Annotated in this window: 24 protein-coding genes and 2 pseudogenes; 19 read left to right on the top strand and 7 right to left on the bottom strand. The window is 57.2% G+C overall.

Going from position 1 to position 20,890, the window contains the following annotated elements; translation table 11 throughout:
• Window positions 1-116: 116 nt before the first annotated feature.
• The 5 genes from D7X94_RS09925 to D7X94_RS09905 form a co-directional block, all read right to left on the bottom strand.
• Window positions 117-662 (bottom strand): hypothetical protein, encoded by a 546-nt coding sequence (locus D7X94_RS09925; protein ID WP_120427566.1) that lies wholly within the window; start codon window positions 660-662, stop codon window positions 117-119.
• Window positions 663-916: 254 nt separating this feature from the next.
• The gene (locus D7X94_RS09920; protein ID WP_120427565.1) at window positions 917-1,534 is read right to left on the bottom strand and encodes a DnaJ domain-containing protein; all 618 of its coding nucleotides are present in this window, start codon (window positions 1,532-1,534) and stop codon (window positions 917-919) included.
• Window positions 1,535-1,613: 79 nt separating this feature from the next.
• Window positions 1,614-2,555, bottom strand: a complete 942-nt coding sequence (locus D7X94_RS09915) for a DUF5685 family protein (protein WP_158590984.1) — start codon at window positions 2,553-2,555, stop codon at window positions 1,614-1,616.
• 207 nt (window positions 2,556-2,762) lie between these two features.
• Window positions 2,763-3,647 carry a diacylglycerol/lipid kinase family protein gene (locus D7X94_RS09910; RefSeq protein WP_120427563.1) on the bottom strand — a complete coding sequence of 295 codons (885 nt, stop codon included), beginning with the start codon at window positions 3,645-3,647 and terminating at the stop codon, window positions 2,763-2,765.
• 204 nt (window positions 3,648-3,851) lie between these two features.
• The gene (locus tag D7X94_RS09905; protein ID WP_120427562.1) at window positions 3,852-4,289 is read right to left on the bottom strand and encodes an NUDIX hydrolase; all 438 of its coding nucleotides are present in this window, start codon (window positions 4,287-4,289) and stop codon (window positions 3,852-3,854) included.
• 747 nt (window positions 4,290-5,036) lie between these two features.
• On the opposite strand from D7X94_RS09905, the gene D7X94_RS09900 reads away from it, so the two are divergent.
• The 19 genes and pseudogenes from D7X94_RS09900 to D7X94_RS09810 all read left to right on the top strand — a co-directional run bounded on the left by D7X94_RS09900 (window position 5,037) and on the right by D7X94_RS09810 (window position 19,245).
• Window positions 5,037-5,744, top strand: coding sequence for a DUF6062 family protein (locus D7X94_RS09900; RefSeq protein WP_120427561.1), 708 nt, complete (start codon window positions 5,037-5,039; stop codon window positions 5,742-5,744).
• Window positions 5,741-6,547 (top strand): DNA-3-methyladenine glycosylase family protein, encoded by an 807-nt coding sequence (locus D7X94_RS09895; protein ID WP_120427560.1) that lies wholly within the window; start codon window positions 5,741-5,743, stop codon window positions 6,545-6,547. The genes D7X94_RS09900 and D7X94_RS09895 overlap by 4 nt, the downstream gene beginning before the upstream one ends.
• Window positions 6,548-6,868: 321 nt before the next feature.
• Window positions 6,869-8,503 (top strand): class I adenylate-forming enzyme family protein, encoded by a 1,635-nt coding sequence (locus D7X94_RS09890; RefSeq protein WP_120427559.1) that lies wholly within the window; start codon window positions 6,869-6,871, stop codon window positions 8,501-8,503.
• Between the two features lie 10 nt (window positions 8,504-8,513).
• A complete protein-coding gene (locus D7X94_RS09885; protein ID WP_120427558.1) occupies window positions 8,514-8,804 on the top strand; it encodes a Dabb family protein in 291 nt (96 codons plus the stop codon).
• 12 nt (window positions 8,805-8,816) lie between these two features.
• Entirely contained in the window at window positions 8,817-8,978 is a 162-nt protein-coding gene (locus D7X94_RS19150) for a hypothetical protein (protein ID WP_243111250.1), read from the top strand.
• Between the two features lie 121 nt (window positions 8,979-9,099).
• The gene (gene iorA / locus D7X94_RS09875; RefSeq protein ID WP_120427557.1) at window positions 9,100-10,836 is read left to right on the top strand and encodes an indolepyruvate ferredoxin oxidoreductase subunit alpha; all 1,737 of its coding nucleotides are present in this window, start codon (window positions 9,100-9,102) and stop codon (window positions 10,834-10,836) included.
• Window positions 10,836-11,408, top strand: coding sequence for an indolepyruvate oxidoreductase subunit beta (locus tag D7X94_RS09870; RefSeq protein WP_120427556.1), 573 nt, complete (start codon window positions 10,836-10,838; stop codon window positions 11,406-11,408). Before iorA ends, D7X94_RS09870 begins: the two co-directional genes overlap by 1 nt.
• 18 nt (window positions 11,409-11,426) lie before the next feature.
• On the top strand, window positions 11,427-11,645 hold the full coding sequence (locus tag D7X94_RS09865) for a hypothetical protein (protein ID WP_120427555.1): 219 nt from the start codon (window positions 11,427-11,429) through the stop codon (window positions 11,643-11,645).
• A gap of 9 nt (window positions 11,646-11,654) precedes the next feature.
• Window positions 11,655-12,167, top strand: coding sequence for a nitroreductase family protein (locus D7X94_RS09860; RefSeq protein WP_120427554.1), 513 nt, complete (start codon window positions 11,655-11,657; stop codon window positions 12,165-12,167).
• 62 nt (window positions 12,168-12,229) lie between these two features.
• Window positions 12,230-12,601, top strand: coding sequence for a hypothetical protein (locus D7X94_RS09855; RefSeq protein WP_120427553.1), 372 nt, complete (start codon window positions 12,230-12,232; stop codon window positions 12,599-12,601).
• Window positions 12,602-12,647: 46 nt separating this feature from the next.
• A pseudogene (locus tag D7X94_RS19860) lies at window positions 12,648-12,773 on the top strand (hypothetical protein); the annotation flags it as partial.
• Between the two features lie 49 nt (window positions 12,774-12,822).
• Entirely contained in the window at window positions 12,823-13,296 is a 474-nt protein-coding gene (locus D7X94_RS09845) for a DUF1919 domain-containing protein (RefSeq protein WP_120427551.1), read from the top strand.
• Between the two features lie 357 nt (window positions 13,297-13,653).
• Window positions 13,654-14,955: a phenylacetate--CoA ligase family protein gene (locus tag D7X94_RS09840; protein WP_120427550.1), complete on the top strand. Its 1,302-nt coding sequence runs from the start codon at window positions 13,654-13,656 to the stop codon at window positions 14,953-14,955.
• A gap of 293 nt (window positions 14,956-15,248) precedes the next feature.
• On the top strand, window positions 15,249-15,536 hold the full coding sequence (locus D7X94_RS09835; protein ID WP_120427549.1) for an S-layer homology domain-containing protein: 288 nt from the start codon (window positions 15,249-15,251) through the stop codon (window positions 15,534-15,536).
• Between the two features lie 12 nt (window positions 15,537-15,548).
• Window positions 15,549-15,770, top strand: a pseudogene (locus D7X94_RS09830) (S-layer homology domain-containing protein); the annotation flags it as partial.
• 18 nt (window positions 15,771-15,788) lie between these two features.
• On the top strand, window positions 15,789-16,826 hold the full coding sequence (locus tag D7X94_RS09825) for an RCC1 domain-containing protein (RefSeq protein ID WP_120427547.1): 1,038 nt from the start codon (window positions 15,789-15,791) through the stop codon (window positions 16,824-16,826).
• A 30-nt stretch (window positions 16,827-16,856) separates the two neighbouring features.
• The gene (locus tag D7X94_RS09820) at window positions 16,857-17,291 is read left to right on the top strand and encodes an ACT domain-containing protein (protein ID WP_120427546.1); all 435 of its coding nucleotides are present in this window, start codon (window positions 16,857-16,859) and stop codon (window positions 17,289-17,291) included.
• A gap of 73 nt (window positions 17,292-17,364) precedes the next feature.
• Window positions 17,365-18,339 (top strand): choloylglycine hydrolase, encoded by a 975-nt coding sequence (gene bsh / locus D7X94_RS09815; RefSeq protein ID WP_120427545.1) that lies wholly within the window; start codon window positions 17,365-17,367, stop codon window positions 18,337-18,339.
• Window positions 18,340-18,387: 48 nt separating this feature from the next.
• Window positions 18,388-19,245 (top strand): amidohydrolase family protein, encoded by an 858-nt coding sequence (locus D7X94_RS09810; RefSeq protein ID WP_120427544.1) that lies wholly within the window; start codon window positions 18,388-18,390, stop codon window positions 19,243-19,245.
• 209 nt (window positions 19,246-19,454) lie between these two features.
• On the opposite strand, the gene D7X94_RS09805 is transcribed toward D7X94_RS09810, so the two are convergent.
• Window positions 19,455-20,471 carry a trypsin-like serine peptidase gene (locus tag D7X94_RS09805; protein WP_120427543.1) on the bottom strand — a complete coding sequence of 339 codons (1,017 nt, stop codon included), beginning with the start codon at window positions 20,469-20,471 and terminating at the stop codon, window positions 19,455-19,457.
• A gap of 92 nt (window positions 20,472-20,563) precedes the next feature.
• Window positions 20,564-20,890: hypothetical protein (locus D7X94_RS18450; protein ID WP_158590982.1), on the bottom strand; the 327-nt coding region annotated here is incomplete at its 5' end.

Below are 20,890 nucleotides of genomic sequence, written 5' to 3'. Positions count from 1 at the left end.
ATGTCCTCCCTCTCCCAAAAAGACAATAATAGCTTTATTTTACGTCTTTTCTGCAAGAAAATCAAGTCGAAAAGCAAAAAAGCCCGCTCTCTCTGAGCAGGCTTTGGCTTTTTTGATTATTTTTGCAGGTATTTGGCGATCATCCGCCGGAATCTCCGGTAATACTGGGCGATCACCCCGGCCAGGGCAATATCATACACCACGAACACTCCGTTGGCCAGCAGGAGCAAAACCGCCGGCCCATATGCCCCAACAAAGGGAATCTCCATAAATTCCTCCGCAGGCGCACCCAAAACCCAGATAGTCAGCAACGCCTCGGATACCGCCGCAGCGTTAAACAGCGCCAGCTTTGCAGCCCAGCGGAGCACGGCGCCCTTGATTTTGCTCAATACCGCGTAAAGCGCCGGGTAATAGCCGAAAAACAACAGATAAATCAGCGCGGCCTCCCGGTCCGGAGCCAGGAAAAGGCACAGAAGCCCTGTGGCCCCAAAGGTTCCGAAGGCGTATCCCAGCCCGGCCTCCGCCACGATGGGAATCAGCAGGCATCCGGCCAGGGCGGGAACTGCCACCGAGGCCAGAGAGAACAGCCCTTCAAAGAGCATCAGCACCACGGACATAGCCGCGATCACGCCGCAGAGGGCCAGCTTCTTTGCGTCCTTCACGTTCTCCGCCTTCCTTTTTTGAGATTAAGACCTTGGAGGCTCTGCCTCCAAACCTCCACCGCCTTTGAAAAGGCGGGCGAAACTTTTACCCACTCCTCGCTTTGCTCGTCGTGAACGATTTACGGTTTTCGCATAGCCACAACACATTGCGCGGTCCAGGGGTGGGGAAAATCGCCAGTGGCAGACGCTCACCCCTCAAACTCCCCACCAGCTGGAATCTGGACGCGCCATCGCGCCATCCGAGCCCCCTATCATTAACAGCAGGGGATCAGGTCCCCGCCCATGCACTCGCAGCAGCAGTCCGCCATCAGCAGTCCGGAGCACATGTCGCAGGTGTTGCACTCGCCGCCGCTCATATTCCGGTTGGGATTATACCCGCCGTACATGCCTCCCCGCTGGTTCATGGCCTGGTTCAACGCGGCGCTGTACTCCCCGTTTCCAGGGTCCATCTGGCAGGCCCGGGAAAAGTGGTCCTTGGCCTCCTCCAGCCAGCCCCGGCGGTACAGCACCGAGCCTTTTAAGAAATACCACTCGGCATTGCGGCTTCCGGCGGGCACACCGTTCAGAATCTGCTCCGCGTCGGCAATGCGGCCGGACATAATGAAGCTGCGCACATCGCTGAAGCCTGAACTTCCACTGGAATGCACCGGATTCTGCGCTCCGCCGTAGGAATAGCCTCCGCCTCTGCGTTGGGCGGTAATGGCGTCATAGGCCTCGTTGATCTCCTTCATCTTTTCATCGGCCAGATCTTTCAGCGGGCTGTCCGAGTACTGGTCCGGATGATATTTTTTTGCCAACGCCCGGTAAGCGTCCTTAACCTCTTCGTCGGTGGCGGAACGGGACACCCCCAAAACCTTATACGGATCCGTCATAGCAACCTTCCCTTTCTTGCTTTTACCTCGAATTGTCCTTTTCCCAAATCCTGCCGCCTCTTTCGCTTTCAGGCAGGCTCTATAGCCTTTTCAGTTCCCGTCTGGATTTTTCCTTCACATGGAGAAACAGGATCTCTCTCTGCACCTGGGGCAGCCCCTTCTCCCCCACATTTCGAATGATAGGCCCGAACCGCTCCAGCTCCATCAGATTCAGCGCCAAAACTACCTGGGCGGCGGTAGCGTTGAGCACGGCATTACACTCCTCCTCGGCCCAGGCACGCTCCTCCCCGGAGAGCTCCTTCTTTTCCTCCAGTCCCAACTTCCTGACGAAGGGGTTGAAAGCCCCGCTCTGCAGATCCTCTCCCAGATCCTCCGCCGCGTCCATCAGATAGACCCAGCGGCCCAGGAAATACCCGAACCGGGCCCATACCGGCTTTTGCCTTTCATTTTCCTTTGCCAGCTCTCCGAAAACCGCCTCCAGCAGACGGGCGGTGGGCTCGGCGCAGGCATCCACGCCCTCCAAATTCTTCTCCGCCTGACGCTGGCCCTCCATGGCGGCCTCCACCGTCTCCGCCAAAAAGGGATAACGTTTGGCGGCTCTTTTTGCCTGTCCCGAGGCCAGGGGCACAAGCAGCCTGCTTCCCAGGGATTTCAGAAAACCCTCGTCCTGGAGATTGTCCCGCAACTTGTGATAGGTGAGCAGCACGCACAGAGCCGCCGCTTTTTTGTACTCTTCTCCAGGACTGGACAGATACGTGCAGGCCTTCAGGGGATTGCACACGCACCGTCCCCGGCACTCCTCCACCTGTCCGCCGGGAGCGCACAGGGCCAGAAGAGCATAAAAGGCGCAGTCATAGCTCAGGGCGAACCGGGAAAAGATCCCATACTCCCGGCCCAGGATTTTGCACAGCTGGCAGTAGACCGCCTTATATTGGCTGTACTCCCGCACCAAAAGCTCCGGTTTATAAGGGCGCACATAGCCGAACATGGTTTCATCCTTCTTTACAGGTGGTTTCTCCATCCCCATTGATTTTGGGCGGGACTGCCTTTCATGATTATTGTAGCGGATTTTGCGGCCAAGTTGTTGAACACACTGTAAACAAAAGCCGCAATTTCCTTAACTTTTCCCACCGGCGAACACCGGACCGCAGCGAACTTTTTTGCAGCGCGCCCTCGGTCCCGCGAAGCCCGAAGGCCGGCGGCCCGCGAACCGGACGGGCGCTCTCCCTCACCGGAAAAGATCCAGCGCGTTCTCTACCACCTCTACTCTCACGTCCGTGCCCCCGCTGGCATACTCTCCATCCAAAGACCAGGGCATAGGCTCCGCACAGGAAAAAGAAGCTCCTGCCGTATGCACAAAGGTAATCAGTTCCTCATCCCCCTTGCCGCCGCCCAGAGCTAAAAGGATCCGGTTCAGCTCGTGAAGATTCTTGGGCTTCTTCACAAGGGACAGTTCGAATTTTCCATCCGCGGGATCCACCTTTCCAGCATCCAGCTTAATCACCCCGCCCAGCGAAGTGGAATTGCTCACAGCGCCGAAGATGTACTCCCCTTCATAAATGCCGCCCTCCGCCGTCTCCACCCGGACAGAATAGGATTTCAATGCCGGAAGCTCCTTGATGCCCTCGATCACATAGGCCAGGTGCCCCAGGGAGTTTTTCAGGCTTTGGGTCGCGGTATAGGAACTCTGGGTAAAGGCTCCAAAGGAGGCCACATAAATAAAGTACCGGTCCCCAAAGCGCCCGGCATCAATGGGCGAAGGATGGCCGTTGGCAATGAGCTCCGCCGCATCACTGGGGTCCTTGGGCAGCCCCAGAAAGTTGGCGAAGTCATTGGTGGTTCCTGCGGGAATATAGCCTAGCGGAAGGCGGGTCCCGCGCAGCAGCAGCTCGTTCACTGTGGCGCTCAGGGTGCCGTCCCCTCCACAGCACACCAGCACGTCTGGACCGCTCTTTATGGACCGGTCCAGAGCTTCCCGGGCATGAACCGCATTTACCGTGAGCTCCATTACCGGCTGACTACCCGTGGCAGAAAACGCCCGGTGGACCCCCTCCATCTCTCGAAGAATGGTCTGTTTCCCGGCATTGGGGTTGACTAAAATTCTAGCTTTCATCGTTTTCTCCTCCCTTTCGTTCGCAGCACATGGCGCGAAGAACGGCAAAAGGTTCTCGTTGGGTTTCACCGGGCCGAAACTGTCGTTCACACGTCCCGGCCTGTTTTCCGTCTTGCTGTGCAAATTTCTAACAGAGTTGGCTGAAGAGTTGGCTGAAAAGGCGCCTCCAACCAGTGCGGCTGTTTCGCGTCCTGCGGCAACGTCTCATGACTTCTGTCCATAGCGCTCCCGCACCCGCTCAAAGATGAACGGGGTAATGCCGGGGTAGGTAATACCTTCCGGCAGGCTGTCAAACTCCTGTACCTGAGCCATCTCGCTTTCCGGCAGGGCCCCCAGCTTTTGGATATCCGCAAAGAACACCGCGCCCCAGGAGCCGCCCTCCTTGTCTCCTGCCTCCCAGGCATAATACCGGCACACCGGCTCTATGGCAAATTTTTCCGCGCCGCTCTCCTCCCAGAGCTCCCGGCGGGCGGCGGCTTCCGCGCTCTCCCCCGGCTCTATGTGCCCGCCCTGGGTCTCCCAGGTATCCCGCTCTTGGTGGCGGCTCAACAGCAGTTTTCCCTTATACCGTGAAAATACCACTACATATTTATTCCTTCCGTTTTCGTCCCAGTCATAAACCTGGCAGCACAGATTCGCCATTTTCCATCCCCCTTTTCCTAGATTTGACAATTATAGCAAATTCCCAAGGAAAAGTAAAGCGGACGGCTTTGCCGGAAACAATCGGATGCGAGTTCCTTTTCGAAAATACTGTTTACGGCTTTTCCTTTGCATGGCCGCCCACAGTTGCCATAACCTGGTTTATGCGCAGGAGTGGAATGTTGAAAACTCTGTGGAAACTGTTGAGAACCCTTTGTCCTACCCGAAAAAGGGCCGTGGAAAAGTTTCCCCAAGCTCTTATTTTATGTAAAGCGATGGATAATAATAGATGATTTTTGCAAATCCAGGCGCGGCGGGAGGCCAAACCCGCTCCAAAGCCGCCCCACAGGCCGCTCTGCCAAAAGATTCTCCTTCCTTTTTGGCGAAAATTGTGCTATTATATAGGCGTAGGCTTCCCGCCGGAAAGGATGCTTTTTTTGTAGAAATACTGTGTGGCCTCCATGCGCACAGAAGAGTTCGCAAGCGAACTCGCGCGCATTCCGGCAAGGTCGTGGGGTTTCGCCCCCACACGACGACCAGCTTAAGACCAGCTGGACCGGTCAAAGCTGTCCAGGGCAAAAGTTTCGTCCACCTTTTCAAAGGTGGTGGGGGGTTCAGGGGGCGACAATCGCCGGTGGCGATTTCTCGTCGCCGACCGAACCGGCAGGTGACAAGAACTCCTGAACCGCCGGAGGCCAACACATACTTTTAAAAAACAAAAAACAACAAATTCGCCATAGGAGGTTTCCCATGAGAGAAGACATCTGCTCAATTCCCGTCAATGAAGTGTTCGAGCCCAAGGATGGCTGTCCCTTTTGCAGGATGCGGGATATGCTGGAGGACCGGATGGCCACCTACATCACCGGCGCAGCCATGATGGAGCCCGACGTGCGCATCGAGACCAACCGCCTGGGCTTCTGCGCCGAGCACTTCAACCAGATCCTGGCCCGGGGCAGCCGCCTCTCCGTGGCCCTGATTCTGGAGAGCCTTCTGGCCGAGGTGAAGGGCCAGGTGTTTCCAGAGGGCAAAACCCCCGCGAAAAAAATCACCGCCGCCGTACATAGCCGCCAGGAGAACTGCTTCATCTGCGAGAACATTGACAAAAACATGAAGCACCTGCTGGACAGCACCGTCACCCTCTGGCAGGCCGAAGAGGAGTTCCGCCAGCTCTACGCCGCCCAGCCCTACATCTGCCTGCCCCACTACGGCCTTTCGCTGGAGGCCGCCCAGAAAATGCCCAAAAAGAATTTCATCCCCTTTGAGGCGGCTACCACCAAGCTGGCCAAAGGCTATCTGGAGGAGCTGAGCGGCGACGTGACCCATTTCTGCCGGATGTTCGACTACCGCAGCGCCGGTGGGGACTGGGGCAACTCCCGGGACTCCATCGAGCGGGCCATGGAGTGGCTCACCGCCCGGCCCACGGTGGCCCAGCAGAATTCCGGAGAGAAAAACCGGTGACCCTGCCCCTTCCCCCCTGCTTCGACCTGGCCCAGACTTTGGACTGCGGTCAGGCCTTCCGCTGGCGGCAGAGGGATTCTTGCCGGTGGGAGGGCGCGGCCCTGGGCCGGAGCCTGCGCCTGAGCCAGTCCGGCGGGGCGCTGGAGGCGGACTGCTCCCCAGAGGAGTGGGCGCGGATCTGGGCTCCATATTTTGACCTGGAGGAGGACTATACCCGCATCCAGGCGGAGCTGGCGGACCTGAGCCCGGTTCTGGCGGAGGCGGCGGCGTTCGCGCCGGGAATCCGGATCCTACGCCAGGACCCCTGGGAGGCCCTGTGCACCTTCGTGCTGTCCCAGAACAACAATATCCGCCGGATCAAGGGGCTGGTGGAGGCATTCTGCCGGCGGTTTGGGCCGGAAATCCCCGGTTCCCCTCTGCGGGGGTTCCCATCGGCGGAGCGGGTCGCCGCCCTGTCTCTGGAGGATCTGGCCCCCCTGCGCATGGGCTACCGGGCCCCCTATGTGCTGGACGCGGCCCGGAGGGCAGCCGCCGGGGAGATCCCTTTCTGCCGCATTCTGGAGGAGGAGCCTGATTTTGGCCGGGAGCAGCTGCGGAAAATCCAGGGGGTGGGGCCCAAGGTGGCGGAGTGCGCCCTGCTCTACGGCTTTCATAAGACGGAGTGCTTTCCCCTAGACGTGTGGATGAAGCGGGCCATGGCGGTGCTGCTGCCGGGGGTAAGGCCGGAGGACTTCGGCGGGAACGCCGGGCTGGCCCAGCAGTACCTGTTTCATTACAGCAGGATGCACCCGGAGCTATTTTAATGTTTTGGAAGTAATAGTGGGCCTCCAGGCGCACAAGACTTGGCAAAGCCAAGTTTCGACCAGCTGGACCGGTCGATGTTGTTAACTATAGCATTCCAAGCTAACCAGGGTAAAGTTTTCGTCCACCTTTTTCAAAAGGTGGTGGGGGTGGAGGGGGCAAAGCCCCTCCCCGCCGGAGGCCGTAAACATCGTCCCCAAAACGCGAATATCCGAGTACTCCCCCGGCGATTCATCATATTGACTTGATAGCAAAAAAGGAATATAATTGTCAAATAAGCATACTTTTCTTTTTAGAAAGTATAAAACGCAGGAGGAATCCTTATGCCCATCACCGACCTATTAGAGCGCAATTCCAAATTGTATGGCGGAGAGACCGCCCTGGTGGAGATCAACCCCGAGGTACGGGAGCCCTGCCGGGTCACCTGGAGAGAATACGAGCTCATCCAGCCGGGAGGCCCCGTGCCCTACCGCCGGGAGATCACCTGGTCTGTGTTCGACGAAAAGGCCAACCGCGCCGCCAATCTGCTGCTCAGCCGGGGCATTGGCAAGGGCCAAAAAGTGGCCCTCTTGATGATGAACTGCCTGGAATGGCTGCCCATCTACTTCGGCATCCTGAAAACCGGGGCCGTGGCCGTGCCCCTGAACTTCCGCTATACCGCCGAGGAGATCGAATACTGCGTACACCTGGCGGACGCGGATATCCTGTTCTTTGGCCCGGAGTTCATCGGCCGGATAGAGGAAATTGCCGGATCCATCAGCCGGGAGCGGCTGCTCTTTTTTGTGGGCGAGGTCTGCCCCTCTTTCGCCGAGGACTACCACCGGGCCGCAGCCAACTGCTCCAGCGCGCCCCCCAAGGTTCTCATCGATGACGAGGACGAAGCCGCGATCTACTATTCCTCCGGTACCACAGGCTTCCCTAAGGCCATTTTGCTGCGGCATTCCGCGCTGATGCAGTCCGCCCGCATGGAGGCCGTGCACCACGAAACCACCCACGAGGACGTGTTCCTCTGCATCCCGCCCCTGTACCACACCGGCGCGAAAATGCACTGGTTCGGGTCCCTGTTCACCGGGGGCAAGGCCGTGCTGCTGAAGGGCAATTCCCCAGAGGCCATCTTCCAGGCCGTCTCTACAGAGCGCTGCACTATCGTCTGGCTGCTGGTGCCCTGGGCCCAGGACATTCTGGCCGCTCTGGATCGGGGGGATCTGAAGATGGAGGACTACACCCTTGGCCAGTGGCGGCTGATGCACATCGGCGCTCAGCCCGTGCCCCCCAGTCTGGTAAAGCACTGGTGGGAATACTTTCCTCATCACAAATATGACACCAATTACGGCCTGTCCGAATCCACCGGCCCCGGCTGCGTCCACCTGGGGGTGGACAATCCCCACAAGGTGGGGGCCATCGGCGTGCCCGGCATGGGTTGGCGGGTGAAGATCGTGGACGAGAAGGGCGAACCTGTAAAGCAGGGTGACGTGGGTGAGCTGTGCGTGAAGGGCGGCGGCGTGATGGTGTGCTATTACCATGACGAGAAGGCCACCGAAGAGGTGCTGCAGAACGGCTGGCTCCACACCGGGGACATGGCCCGCCAGGACGAGGACGGCTTCATCTTCCTGGTGGACCGGAAGAAGGACGTGGTCATCTCCGGCGGCGAGAACATCTACCCTGTGCAGATTGAGGCCTTTTTGGCCGGGCATCCGAAGATCCACGACGTGGCGGTCATCGGCCTGCCGGACTCCCGTCTGGGCGAGATCGCCGCGGCCATCGTTCAGGTGAAGGAGGGTATGTCTTGTACAGAGGAGGAAGTCATGGACTTCTGCCAGGGCCTTCCCCGGTACAAGCGCCCCAGAAAGCTGATTTTCGCCCCTGTGCCCCGAAACGCCACCGGGAAGATTGAGAAGCCCAGGCTTCGGGAACAATACTGCGGGGTGCGGCTGGTGGAAGCACAGAATAAAGCATAAGGAGGAAACTATGATTCGTCACATCTGCATGTTTTCCATAAAGGAAGAAAATAAAGAGGCCAGCATTACCGAGTTTCTGCGCCGGGGAAAAGAGCTAGCGAAGCTCCCCACAATCCACAGTGGCCAGGTGGTGCGCAAAACCGAGGGCGTACCCAACGCCAACTATGACGTGGCCCTCATTTTCGACTTCAACACTCTGGAGGACTTGAACGCCTATCAGGTGTGCCCCGAGCATGTGGCCTTCGGCCGGTTTGTGGGGGGAATCCGGGAAAGCCGGGCCTGCATTGACTATGAAATATAAACTTATCCTGAAATGATTCGCGCACAGCTTGCCAGTGGATTTTCCGGCAGGAGCAAGTACAGCGCCCTGCGGGAGTATATGGAGAATGTTCCGGGTTTGGACCTCTCCCTGGACTTTGAAAAAATCCCGGAGATTGCCGGGGGGCCGGTGGACCATTCCTTTCTCGACCTATAAAAATGGAGCTGTCTCAGTTCGGCTGGCAGATGGAAAAGATCTCCATAAAAAGCCGGACTGTGCAATTCCGCAGGCTCACGGAGCCCGAAACCTGAACCTTGTATCTGGAGGTACATATCAAATGAGAAAATTGATCTTAGGAAACGCCGCTGTAGCCCGGGGCCTGTACGAGGCAGGCTGCGCGGCGGCGTCCAGCTATCCTGGCACGCCCAGCACGGAAATTACGGAGGAAGCCGCTAAATTTCCAGAAATCTACTGCGAATGGGCTCCTAACGAAAAAGTAGCCATGGAAACGGCCTTCGGGGCCTCCCTGGGAGGAAGGCGGGCATTCTGCGCCATGAAGCATGTTGGTCTGAACGTAGCCGCCGATCCCCTCTTTACCATGAGCTACACCGGAGTGAACGCCGGGCTGGTGATCGCTGTGGCGGACGACCCCGCCATGCACTCCTCCCAAAACGAGCAGGATTCCCGGCACTACGCCAAAGCCGCCAAGCTGCCCATGCTGGAACCCTCTGACTCCCAAGAGGCCCTTTGCTTCACCAAGCTGGCCTATGAACTCTCAGAACAGTTCGACACCCCTGTACTCTTGAAAATGTGTACCCGGGTGGCCCATTCCCAGTCCATCGTGGAACTGGGGGAGCGGCGGGAGCCAGAAGCAAAGCCCTATGTAAAAACCCCCGCAAAATACGTGATGGCCCCGGCCAATGCGGTGCGCCGCCATCCCGTGGTGGAGGAGCGCCTTCGGAAGCTGGCGGAGTGGGCCGAAACGGCGGAGATCAACCGTGTGGAGGAAGGCAGCGACCACAGCCTGGGCGTCATTACCTCCAGCACCAGCTATCAGTATGTAAAAGAGGCCTGCGGGGACCGGTTCCCGGTGCTGAAGCTGGGGATGGTCTGGCCCCTGCCGGAAAAGCGCATCCGGGATTTTGCCGCCGGAGTGGAACGCCTGGTGGTAGTGGAAGAGGGGGATTCCTTTCTCGAAATCTTCTGCCGGGGGCTGGGTCTGGCCCTCTCTGGCAAAGACCTGTTTCCTCTTACCGGGGAGCTGAGCCAGAATCTGGTGGCCGGAAAGCTGGGACTGCCCGTACCCGATGGAAAAGTCCTGGACGAAACGCTGCCCGGCCGTCCCCCGGTGATGTGCGCCGGGTGCCCCCACCGGGGACTGTTCTATACCCTCCAGAAGCTGGGCTGCACCGTGCTGGGGGACATTGGATGTTATACTCTGGGGGCCATGCCGCCCCTCTCGGCCATGGACATGACCCTGTGCATGGGCGCCTCCGTCAGCGGGCTCCACGGCTTCAACAAGGCGCTGGGCAAAGAGGCCGAGGGAAAAACCGTGGCCGTGATCGGGGATTCCACCTTCGTGCACTCGGGCATGACGGGCCTTGCCAACGTGGCCTATAACCAATCCTACTCCACGGTGATCATCCTTGATAACTCCATCACAGGTATGACCGGCCACCAGCAAAACCCCACCACGGGTTTCAACCTGCGGGGGGACCCGGCGGGAAAGATCGATCTGGAGGCCTTGTGCCGGGCCATGGGCATCAACCGGGTACGGGTGGTGGACCCTTATGACCTCTCCGCCTGCCAAACCGCCGTCAAGGAGGAACTGGCCGCAGAAGAACCCTCGGTAATTATCTCCCGGCGGCCCTGCGCCCTGTTGAAATATGTGAAACACAAGCCTGCCCTGGTGGTGGACCTGGACAAATGCCGGGGCTGCAAGGCCTGTATGAAGATCGGCTGTCCGGCCATTTCCCTGCGGGATGGCAAGGCCGTGGTGGATCCCACCCAATGCCTGGGTTGCGGAGTATGCCAGCAGCTCTGCGGATTTGGCGCGCTGAAGGAGGTAGAGTGATGGAAACGAAAAACATTATGATTGCCGGCGTAGGTGGGCAAGGTTCGCTGCTGGCCAGCAAGCTCTTGGGCCATCTGCTGCTGGAGCAGGGGTTTGACGTGAAAGTTTCAGAAGTTCACGGTATGAGCCAGCGGGGCGGCAGCGTGGTCACCTATGTGCGCTATGGGGACAAGGTTGCCTCGCCGATTATCGACCAGGGCCAGGCGGACGCTATCGTCTCCTTCGAGCTGTTGGAGGCCGCTCGTTGGCTGGCCTTCTTAAAGCCTGGGGGCCGGGTGGTCACCAACATCCAGCAGATCGACCCCATGCCCGTCATTACAGGCGCTGCCCAGTACCCGGAAAACCTGGTGGAGAAAATGACCGCCGCCGGGGCCAGGGTGGATACCATTGACTGCCTGTCTCTGGCGGAGGAGGCCGGAAACGTGAAGGCCGTGAACCTGGTGCTCTTGGGGCGGCTGAGCCACTATTTTGACTTTCCTGAAACCGTCTGGCAGGAGGCCATCGAGGCCTGCGTGCCCCCCAAATTTTTGGATGTAAACAAGAAAGCTTTTGCCCTGGGGCAGGGGGCCTAAGGAAGGAGAACCATCACTGTGAAAATGACTTACACCCGGCTGCTGCGCTATGTGCTGGCCGCTTTCGGGGTCTTTGCCCTGGCAGTTGCGGTACTTTTCGCCATTCTGAAGTTCGTTAGCACCCTCAGCCCTATTTTCAGCTTTCATTCCGGCGGTTATAATTTAATCGAGCTGTTCGGCTTTGGCCTGCTCTCTTTGGGCACATCCCAGACGCTAAAGCTGCTAGAAGAAAGGTAGGCGAACTTCATGAATTTTTATCAGCTGGCTGAAAGTCGGTTTTCCGTCCGCAAATTCTCCGGCCGCCCGGTGGAGCGGGAGAAGCTGGACCTGATCCTCCGGGCGGGTCAGGTCGCCCCTACCGCCTGCAACCTCCAGCCCCAGCGGGTGCTGGTCATCCAGTCGCCGGAGGCCTTAGAAAAATACCTAAAATGCACCCTGAGCCATTTTCACGCGCCCCTGGCCCTGCTGGTGTGCTATGACAGAACCCAGTGCTGGACCCGGAGCTATGACGGCAAAACCAGCGGCGAGGTGGACGCGGCCATCGTCTCCACCCACATGATGCTGGAGGCGGCCAGCCTGGGGGTGGGGTCCACCTGGGTGATGCACTTCATCCCCGAGGCGGTGCGGGAGGAGTTCCAGCTGCCGGAGGCCTGGGAGCCCGTGAACCTGCTGGCAATGGGCTATCCCGCGGAGGGCGCGGAGCCGTCGCCCCTGCACGGTCAAAAGAAGGCACTGGAGGAGACGGTGCGATATTTATAATCTGGTCTGAACGGGAACTTCTACCCAAGCGTGGGAAATCAAGAAAGAAGGAAAATGCAGACATGACTTTAAAATTCTCTATGGCCTTCAATGTAGGCCGAACCAATCAGGAACGGGAGGAGGCCTGCCGCATGTACCAAGAGGCTTTTGGAGCAAGACGGCTCTCAGAATCCTTTGCATCCGGCGGGGACATCCATATTATGATGGACTTTCAGGGCCTAGCCGTTATGCTGGCCCCTGGCGGCAAGGTGGAAAAAACCACGGAAAATGCCATGTGCTGCGAGTTCCTATTCGACCAAGAGGAGGCACTGCGCCACGCCTATGAAGTTCTGAGCCGGGACAGCCTCAGCCATTCCATTGGCTCCTACCCCTGGGCCCCTGTAGGGGCGCTGGTTACCGACCGTTTTGGCGTATGCTGGTGGCTGCGTACCTGATAGCCCCCTGTCAGTATTCTTACTATAAAAAGGATTGAAAATTTCGGTGTTAGCAAAATTTCAAACGCTTTTGGCCATCGGTCCGCGCGCAGGCTATGCCCTATGGCGGCGCTTCCGCCTGCGGGGCGCGGTCCCTACCACCATTTCCAGGGACTGCACAGGCGGCATCTTATGCCATGACTTGAGACTGGCAGTGCTCTCCCCCACAGTAAATCTTTGGAATGTCCGGGGAGGATTTCATCCGCTTCTGCCAGCATCTTCCCCAGTTTCTGGAAGCGGATGTCCAGGAGAAATCCCTTGGAAGGGAATACCCTACAGGCCAGCTGACAACCGAGTATGGAACCGTCACCTTGTTTTTCGTCCATTACCCCAGCTTTGAAAAGGCAAAACGCGCTTGGCGCCGGAGAGCCCGCCGGGTAGACTACCAAAACCTGCGGATCATCTTTCACCAATCTCCAAGCGCCTTGACGGAGGAGCTTTTAAAGGATTTCGAGGCGCTGCCTTACCAGCACAAAGTGTTGATTTCCGGCGGTATCGACCAGAAAAAATATCCCCATGGCTATAATCTTCCCATCTATCAAACAGACTGCCAAGCTACTATTGACCAACGCCGCCACCCTTATAGCATCAAGAGGTATATGGACGCCTTTGACCGGGTCTCCTTTCTGAACGGGACTTGGCGGCCAAGAAATTGAATTAGACCGAGCCTGCAGACGAAATCCCAATCCATACATTTTTATTAGAGTATACTTTATTTCAGAATATGAGTTTGGCCTTCGCCGCAAAGGACGCGGCTGCGGCAAGGTCGTGGAGCTCCGCTCCACACCACGCAAACTTTTTGGAAAGAAGTTTAAGACGTTACCTTCGGTAAGTCTCAAAAATTTTTACCCTGGTTAGCTGAGCGAAACCCTCAAAATGTTCACGACGAACGAAGTGAGGAGTGGGTAAAAGTTTCGTAGACTTCGTTTTACGAAGTCTTACCTTTCTCAAAGGTGGCGGTGGTTTTCCAAGGTCTTAAATATCACATCAAAACCCGAAAGGACTGAAACGCTATGGAACATTACTATCAGCCGGAGATCGAGTGCGCATCCCGGGAAACCATCAAGGCCCTGCAGGACCAGCGTCTGGTGGAGCAGGTGCGGCATGTGTGGGACAACGTGCCCTACTACCGGAAGAAGATGGAAGAGAAGGGCCTGACCCCTGCGGACATCCAGTCCAGCGATGACCTCCATAAGCTCCCCTTCCTCTCCAAGGCCGACCTGCGGGAGGCCTACCCCTACGGTCTGGTGGGCGTGCCCCTTCGGGACTGCGTACGTATTCAGTCCACCTCCGGCACCACGGGCAAACGTGTAGTGGCCTTCTATACCCAGGCGGACATCGACCTGTGGGAGGACTGCTGCGCCCGGGCCATCATGGCGGCGGGGGGCACCAACGAGGACGTGTGCCAGGTGAGCTACGGCTACGGCCTGTTCACCGGCGGGCCTGGGCTCAACGGCGGTAGCCACAAGGTAGGCTGCCTCACCATCCCCACCAGCTCCGGCAACACCGAGCGGCAGATCATGTTCATCCAGGACCTCTCCGCCACCATCCTCTGCTGCACTCCCTCCTACGCGGCCTACATCGGCGAGACCATGAAGGAGATGGGCCTGGGGCCCGACGACATCCCCCTGAAGGCGGGCATCTTCGGGGCCGAGGCCTGGAGCCAGGAGATGCGCCGGGACATTGAGAACACCCTGGGCATCAGGGCCTATGACATCTACGGCCTCACAGAGCTCTCCGGCCCCGGCGTGTCCTTCGAGTGCTCCGCCCAGACGGGGATGCATATCAACGAGGACCACTTTATCGCCGAGATTATCGACCCGGAGACCGGCGAGGTGCTGCCCGAGGGCTCCCAGGGGGAGCTGGTATTCACCTCCATCACAAAGAAGGCCTTCCCCCTCATCCGCTACCGCACCCGGGATATCTGCACCCTCACCCGGGAGCCCTGCCCCTGCGGCCGCACCCACGTAAAGATGACCAAGCCCCAGGGCCGCACGGACGACATGCTCATCATCCGGGGCGTGAACGTGTTCCCGTCCCAGATCGAGACCGTGCTTCTGAACCACGGCTACCCGGCCAACTACCAGATCATCGTGGACCGGGTCCGCAACACCGACACCCTCGACGTGCAGGTGGAGATGACCCCGGAGATGTTCACCGACAACCTGGGCGACGTGGCCGCCCGGCAGAAGGAGCTGGTGGAGGGCCTGCGGTCCATGCTGGGCCTCACCGCCAAGGTCACTTTGGTTGCCCCCAAGTCCATTGTCCGCAGCGAAGGCAAGGCCGTGCGGGTGATCGACAAGAGGAAGATTTAAAAAGCTGTTTTTGGGGAGTAATACGGAGTGGCCTTCATGCGCACAGAAGAGTTCGCAAGCGAACTCTCGCGCATTCCGGCAAGACCGTGGGACTCTGTCCCACACCCTGCGAGCTTTTGAAAAAGCTCGAGCAAAACTTTTACACTGGTCAGCTGAGTGCGCAAAAGCCAACCAGGGCAAAAGTTTTTGATCCAAACTTTTTTCAAAAAGTTTGGCGGGGGACGGGGGGCGGAGCCCCCCAGCCGCCGGAGGCCGTCAATCACTCCTGAAATTAAAAACTGGAGGTCTAGTTTATGAAAAAAGTCGTATCCGTACTGCTGGCGGTCTGCCTGACGTTGTGCGCCGCCGCGCTGCCTGCCAGCGCCCTGACCGTCACGGACTTTACCGACGTGCCCGACAACTGGGTCCGGCCCGCCATTGAATACTGCCTGGAAAAGGGCCTGATGAAGGGCGAGGGAGAGGACAAGTTCAACCCCGGCGGAACGGTTACCCGGGCGCAGGTTGCCCAGGTGCTCTATAACCGGGAAAAGAGCCCCAGCGTCGACGGCCTAGCAACCCCCTTCACGGACGTGGGCTCCTAGTGGTTCGCGAAACCTGTCATCTGGTGCAAGGCAAACGACATTGTGAACGGCAGCAGCGCCACCACCTTCAACCCCATGGGCCAGGTCAGGCGGCAGGACATTTGCGTGATGATGTACAATTATTATACCAAATATCTCGGAAAAGCCGCTGAAATGACCGAAGAAAGCCAGATGCCCGGCATCTTCTCCGACTGGGGCAAAGTCCCCGGATATGCCAAGGAGGCTCTTCGCTGAGCCAACAAGGTCCGGTTTATGCAGGGCACCTCCGCTACCACGCTGGACCCCACAGGCCCGGCCACACGGGCGGCCACACGGGCTCAGCTGGCCCAGTTCCTGAAGAACCTGGACAGGGTGCTAGAAGAGGGGAAAGAGCCGGATCCCACGCCAACTCCGGAGCCTACCGCCACACCTACGGCCACGCCCATCCCCTCGGATGTGTTCCCGCTCTCCATGAAGAAGCCCCTGCCCATCGTGGCGGGCCCCAACCAGACCCTGGCCATCAACCCCGACGGAACGGTGAGGGCTGTGGGCCTGAACGAAGGCGGCGGCCTGAATGTAGGGGGCTGGACGGATATCGTGAGCCTATCCTCCTTGAAGAACTTCACCGTGGCGGTGAAAAGGGACGGCACTGTGGTGTGCACAGGTACGTATAGCGATTCCTGGGGGCCTGAACTGGACACTTTGCGGGATGTGGTCTCCATTGTCAGTGGCGGCGGAATTATGAATTCCTTTAAAGCCGCCCTGCATTCGGACGGAACGGTCACGTATATCAATAGCGAAAGCACCAGAAAGCTGGACTGGACAAACATTGTGCAGATCTGCGGTGGATCCGGCTATCTGATCGGCCTGCGGGACGATGGCACGGTGGTTGCCACCGGCGTGGACACCTTCCACAAAGGGTGCCTGGACGTGGAGGACTGGACCGGCATTACGTTCATCTCCACCGGGCAGTACACGACATTCGGCGTGAAGGCGGACGGCACCGTGGTTGCAACGGGCGAAAAAGCCGCCGGTAAACTCAATGTAGGGGACTGGACGGATATTGTGGCTGTGGCTGGTGGAGGCGTCTATACCGTGGGCCTGCGCAAGGACGGGACTTTGGTGGGCACCGGCCTCAACGGCTATGGTCAGATGGATTTTGCGGACTGGCGGGATATTGTCGCGGTCTCTGTCAACCCCACCGGCACGCATACAGTGGCCCTGCGCAGGGACGGAACGGTTCTGGCTACAGGAAACACGGGAGACGGCCGGTGTGATGTGGACGGCTGGACCGGCATTACATTACAATGAATTGACGATAGTATAAAGGAGGGTAACACCATGACAGTGAATCAAATTTCTGTATTTTTGGAGAACAAGCCCGGCACTCTTACTGCCATGACCGGCCTGCTGGCTGAGAACGGCATCGACATGCGGGCTCTGAGCCTGGCGGAGACCAACGACTTTGGCATTGTGCGCATTATTGTGGACGACGTGTACAAGGCAACTACAGTTTTGAAGGATGGCGGCTTCATCCACCAGCTGACGCCCGTGCTGGCGGTGCTCATCCCCGATGAGCCCGGCGGCCTGCACAAGGTGCTGGATGTGCTGATGGAGGCTGGGGTAAACGTAGAATACATGTATGCCTTTTTGGGCGGCGGCGATGTGGACCACGCCTATATGATCTTCCGAGTACAGGACACGAAAGCGGCGGGCGCGGCCCTCTCCGCCAAGGGCATCAAGCTGGTAAATCAAGACAGCATCGCCCAGATCTAGAATAAGTTCTCCTTTCGCATTCATACTATTACTAGTGTGCTTTCAAGTAAAAACCTGCGAAAGGGTGAATGCCATGTGTACTTGTATCGCCATGAAAACCCAGGACGTTTACTTTGGCCGGACGCTGGACATTGAGTACCGCTTCGGCGAAAAGGTAGCCGTCGCCCCCAGGAATTACCGCTTTGACCTGAAATCCGGCGGCAGCTTTGAAACCTGGTATGCCATGATGGGGATGGCCTCCGTTTCGGGGGGCTATCCCCTTTATGCCGAGGCCACCAACGAAAAGGGACTGTCCATCGCGGGTCTGAATTTTCCCGGAAACGCCTTTTATGGCGATCCTATCCCCGGCAGGGAAAACCTCACCCCCTATGAACTGATCCCCTGGGCCATGGGAAATTTCGCCAGCATCCAGGAGCTGCGCCGGGAGTTGGAAAACGTCAATATCACCAATGTACCCTTTGCGCAAAACCTGCCTCTGGCAGAGCTTCATTGGATGGTCAGCGACGGACGGCAGTCTCTGGTGATAGAGTCTGTCAAAGAAGGGCTGCACGTCTATGAGAATCCGACCGGAATTCTCACCAACAACCCCGCCTTTCCCTATCACCAGATGAACCTGAACACCTACATGAATCTCAGCTGCCATCCGGCGGAGAACCGCTTCTCCTCTCATTTACAGCTCAAGGCCTTTGGAGGCGGAATGGGTGCCATCGGTCTGCCTGGAGATAATTCCCCTACCTCCCGGTTTATCCGCGCCTGCTTTTTAAAGATGAATTCTGTCTGCGGCAGCGGCGATATGGAATCCCTCACCCAGGTTTTCCATATCCTTGACGCTGTGGCCATGGTACGGGGCTCTACTCTTCTACAGGATAGCCAGTGCTGTTTCACCACATACAGCTGCTGCGCCAACGCCACCAAGGGAGTCTACTACTACAAAACCTATTCCAACAACCAACTTACTGCCGTGCGCATGACCGATTCCAATAAAAACGCCTCCCAGCTCACCGTGTATGATCTGGAAGAGGCGCAGCAAATTAAATTTATGAACTAGACCAGGGAACAGCTCTGCAGGGCTGTTCCCTGGCTCTGGGAGGCTTCTATGATTATCGACTTTCATACCCATACTTTTCCGGAAAAGATAGCTGGCAGTACTTTAGAGAAGCTCAGCGCTGCCAGCCACACCCGGCCCTTTACCAATGGCACTGCCCAGGGGCTGACTGCCTCTATGGCGGAAGCCGGCGTGGATCTGTCTATAGTGCTGCCTGTCGCCACAGCGCCCCGCCAAGTGGAGCATATCAATGATTCCGCCGCGACCGTCTCCGCCCAGGTGGAAGAAACCGGGCTACTCTCCTTTGGCTGTATGCATCCGGATTTCCCCGGCTGGCGGGAGGAACTGACCCGGATTCACTCCCTGGGGCTAAAGGGAATCAAGCTCCACCCGGTCTATCAGGGCGTGGATTTCGACGATCCCCGGTATCTGCGGATTCTGGACAGGGCCGGGGAACTGGGACTGATTGTCGTCACCCACGCGGGCCTTGACGTGGGCTTCCCTGGAATGGTGAAATGTTCTCCTGAGATGATCCGCCGGGCGGTAGAACAGGTGGGGCCGGTCAAGCTGGTGCTGGCCCACATGGGAGGGTGGCGTTGCTGGGACCAGGTATTGGAGCAGCTTTCAGGCCTGCCCGTATCCATCGACACCAGCTTTTCCATTGGGAAGATGACCCCTGCGGACAATTATTACAGAGAAGAGGATCTGAACCTGCTGGACGAAAGGGCTTTTGTAAAGCTCGTGCGGGCTTTTGGGGCCCGGCGGGTGCTCTTTGGCAGCGACAGTCCTTGGAGCAGTCAGAAGGACAGCCTCTCCTGGATCCGCGGCTGTGGCCTGACAGAGGAGGAGACTTCCGCCATTTTAGGCAGAAATGGCGAAGCGCTCTTGCGCGGACGTTGCGGAAAGTAAGAACCTGTATTCATAGCCGAAAATGCTGACAAAGTGAGGATTTTTCGTGCCAATCTTAGGCAAATTCGCGCGGGCATACTTGCCGTATGGCAAGCGGATTTAACGACGAGTGGCACGAAAAAGACCGCTTTGGCAGTGTTTGCAGGCTGTGAATACAGGTTCTAAGTATCAAGAGCATTTGAGGGCAAAGGGGCCGGGCCGAAGGCTAGCTACAAATTTGACCGCAAGATGTAATTGATCTCGCTTAATAGCCAGCTGTTAATTAAGACAACGCAAGTTGCGCCATCATATCCTCCCGCAAGAATTCCATCTGCATACCAGCCTTTTTTGTTGGCGTTAAACCAATAAATCGGGGAGCCGCTCTGTCCATGACTGGCATAAAAGGTGGATTTCACCACGGGAACTTTCTGTCTTGTAAATGGGCCGGTAAAGGTTCCGGAGGATTTATACATAACCGCGTTTGGCCAATACGTCACATCGCTGTTTAAATCTTGAGGATACCCTTGCGTATAATATGTATGGCCTTTTACATCACTAAATCCATTTGCGGCTTCCCGGCCAAGGTAAACATAATCAAGCGAAACCGGCTTGTCCAATTTTACAACCGCCCAATCTTCGAAAATCCCTGTCTCTTCGTGCCAATTTTTAAAATCATCATATGACACCATGTTCTTGGCTTCTTCAAAGGTTTTGCTATATGCAACCACATGCCCCAGCCGGTATTCCTTATAATGGTTTTCTCCTGAAGCGCCCACATATATGCCCACATGGGAGCAAGGACCTACACCATATCGATACACAACGTGAGCTGATGTTAAAAGAAACTGTTTGTTTAACAGCCACCCTGTCCCCTTATTGAGGTCATATGTTCCGCTTCCATATCTGCCCGCGATTCTGCAAGTTGTTCCAGAGGTGCCCGAGGGATAATAGACCGGTTCACGGTCGTCAACAACCGCAGACTCGCTTCTAGGTTCAATCTCCTCCGGAAAAATTCCTGACGGCGGAACATCCTCTGGCTCCATGTCAAAAAACTCCGGATGCATGGTCGCCTCAAATTCTCCGGTTATAGGGTTCAGTTCATAGGCCCCGGACTGCCCGGCCAAGTTTGAAAGCATAACCTCGCCCTCACTCTCGGCAAAAGCGGTTAAACCTATTTCACAAAGCATGACCGCACATAGCAGACAAATGAAAGCAGGCTTTGTCCAATTCAAAATACGTTTCTTCATGCAGATTTCTCCTTTCAAAAATGAATATTTCTTCGGACGAAAGAAACTTATCTAAAGATTCCCACCTTCTTCCCTGTGAATTCCTGACACGTCTATTCTGGAAGATCCCAGTCAAATTCGGTGTATCCGAAACAATCGTCATACCAGCGATAGCGCCCGCTGCGGCACAAAATGTCTCCTTTAAACACATTTCCTTCCAGCTGGTACTCTTTTTCGTAGGTACGAGTGTCTCTGCCTAACCCTCCGAATTCATTGAGGGGACCCTCGCCGTTTCCTGGAGGATCGTATACAGTGTACCAAGCATCCTCATACCAGTACTCGATATAAATGGTTCGGCAGTCCGAATCAGAATAATAATATTCGCTCTCGTTCCGATACCGGATTTCCACGTTGGTGACCTCTTCGCCCTCCGAGCCTTC

It is taken from the genome of Acutalibacter sp. 1XD8-33, from assembly GCF_003612555.1.
In the GTDB taxonomy this organism is placed as follows: Bacteria; Bacillota; Clostridia; order Oscillospirales; family Acutalibacteraceae; genus Acutalibacter.
Note: the sequence above shows the minus strand (reverse complement) of the source record. Positions and strands in the feature narration are given on the sequence as shown.

Coding starts and splice junctions, on each gene's coding strand:
- D7X94_RS09890 (WP_120427559.1), top strand. CDS start 6,869: ATGCCCATCACCGACCTATTAGAGCGCAATTCCAAATTGTATGGCGGA.
- iorA (WP_120427557.1), top strand. CDS start 9,100: ATGAGAAAATTGATCTTAGGAAACGCCGCTGTAGCCCGGGGCCTGTAC.
- bsh (WP_120427545.1), top strand. CDS start 17,365: ATGTGTACTTGTATCGCCATGAAAACCCAGGACGTTTACTTTGGCCGG.
- D7X94_RS09860 (WP_120427554.1), top strand. CDS start 11,655: ATGAATTTTTATCAGCTGGCTGAAAGTCGGTTTTCCGTCCGCAAATTC.
- D7X94_RS09810 (WP_120427544.1), top strand. CDS start 18,388: ATGATTATCGACTTTCATACCCATACTTTTCCGGAAAAGATAGCTGGC.
- D7X94_RS09920 (WP_120427565.1), bottom strand. CDS start 1,534: ATGACGGATCCGTATAAGGTTTTGGGGGTGTCCCGTTCCGCCACCGAC.
- D7X94_RS19150 (WP_243111250.1), top strand. CDS start 8,817: ATGATTCGCGCACAGCTTGCCAGTGGATTTTCCGGCAGGAGCAAGTAC.
- D7X94_RS09805 (WP_120427543.1), bottom strand. CDS start 20,471: ATGAAGAAACGTATTTTGAATTGGACAAAGCCTGCTTTCATTTGTCTG.
- D7X94_RS09820 (WP_120427546.1), top strand. CDS start 16,857: ATGACAGTGAATCAAATTTCTGTATTTTTGGAGAACAAGCCCGGCACT.
- D7X94_RS09915 (WP_158590984.1), bottom strand. CDS start 2,555: ATGGAGAAACCACCTGTAAAGAAGGATGAAACCATGTTCGGCTATGTG.
- D7X94_RS09835 (WP_120427549.1), top strand. CDS start 15,249: ATGAAAAAAGTCGTATCCGTACTGCTGGCGGTCTGCCTGACGTTGTGC.
- D7X94_RS09900 (WP_120427561.1), top strand. CDS start 5,037: ATGAGAGAAGACATCTGCTCAATTCCCGTCAATGAAGTGTTCGAGCCC.
- D7X94_RS09855 (WP_120427553.1), top strand. CDS start 12,230: ATGACTTTAAAATTCTCTATGGCCTTCAATGTAGGCCGAACCAATCAG.
- D7X94_RS09840 (WP_120427550.1), top strand. CDS start 13,654: ATGGAACATTACTATCAGCCGGAGATCGAGTGCGCATCCCGGGAAACC.
- D7X94_RS09885 (WP_120427558.1), top strand. CDS start 8,514: ATGATTCGTCACATCTGCATGTTTTCCATAAAGGAAGAAAATAAAGAG.
- D7X94_RS09905 (WP_120427562.1), bottom strand. CDS start 4,289: ATGGCGAATCTGTGCTGCCAGGTTTATGACTGGGACGAAAACGGAAGG.
- D7X94_RS09870 (WP_120427556.1), top strand. CDS start 10,836: ATGGAAACGAAAAACATTATGATTGCCGGCGTAGGTGGGCAAGGTTCG.
- D7X94_RS09845 (WP_120427551.1), top strand. CDS start 12,823: ATGTCCGGGGAGGATTTCATCCGCTTCTGCCAGCATCTTCCCCAGTTT.
- D7X94_RS09910 (WP_120427563.1), bottom strand. CDS start 3,647: ATGAAAGCTAGAATTTTAGTCAACCCCAATGCCGGGAAACAGACCATT.
- D7X94_RS09825 (WP_120427547.1), top strand. CDS start 15,789: ATGCAGGGCACCTCCGCTACCACGCTGGACCCCACAGGCCCGGCCACA.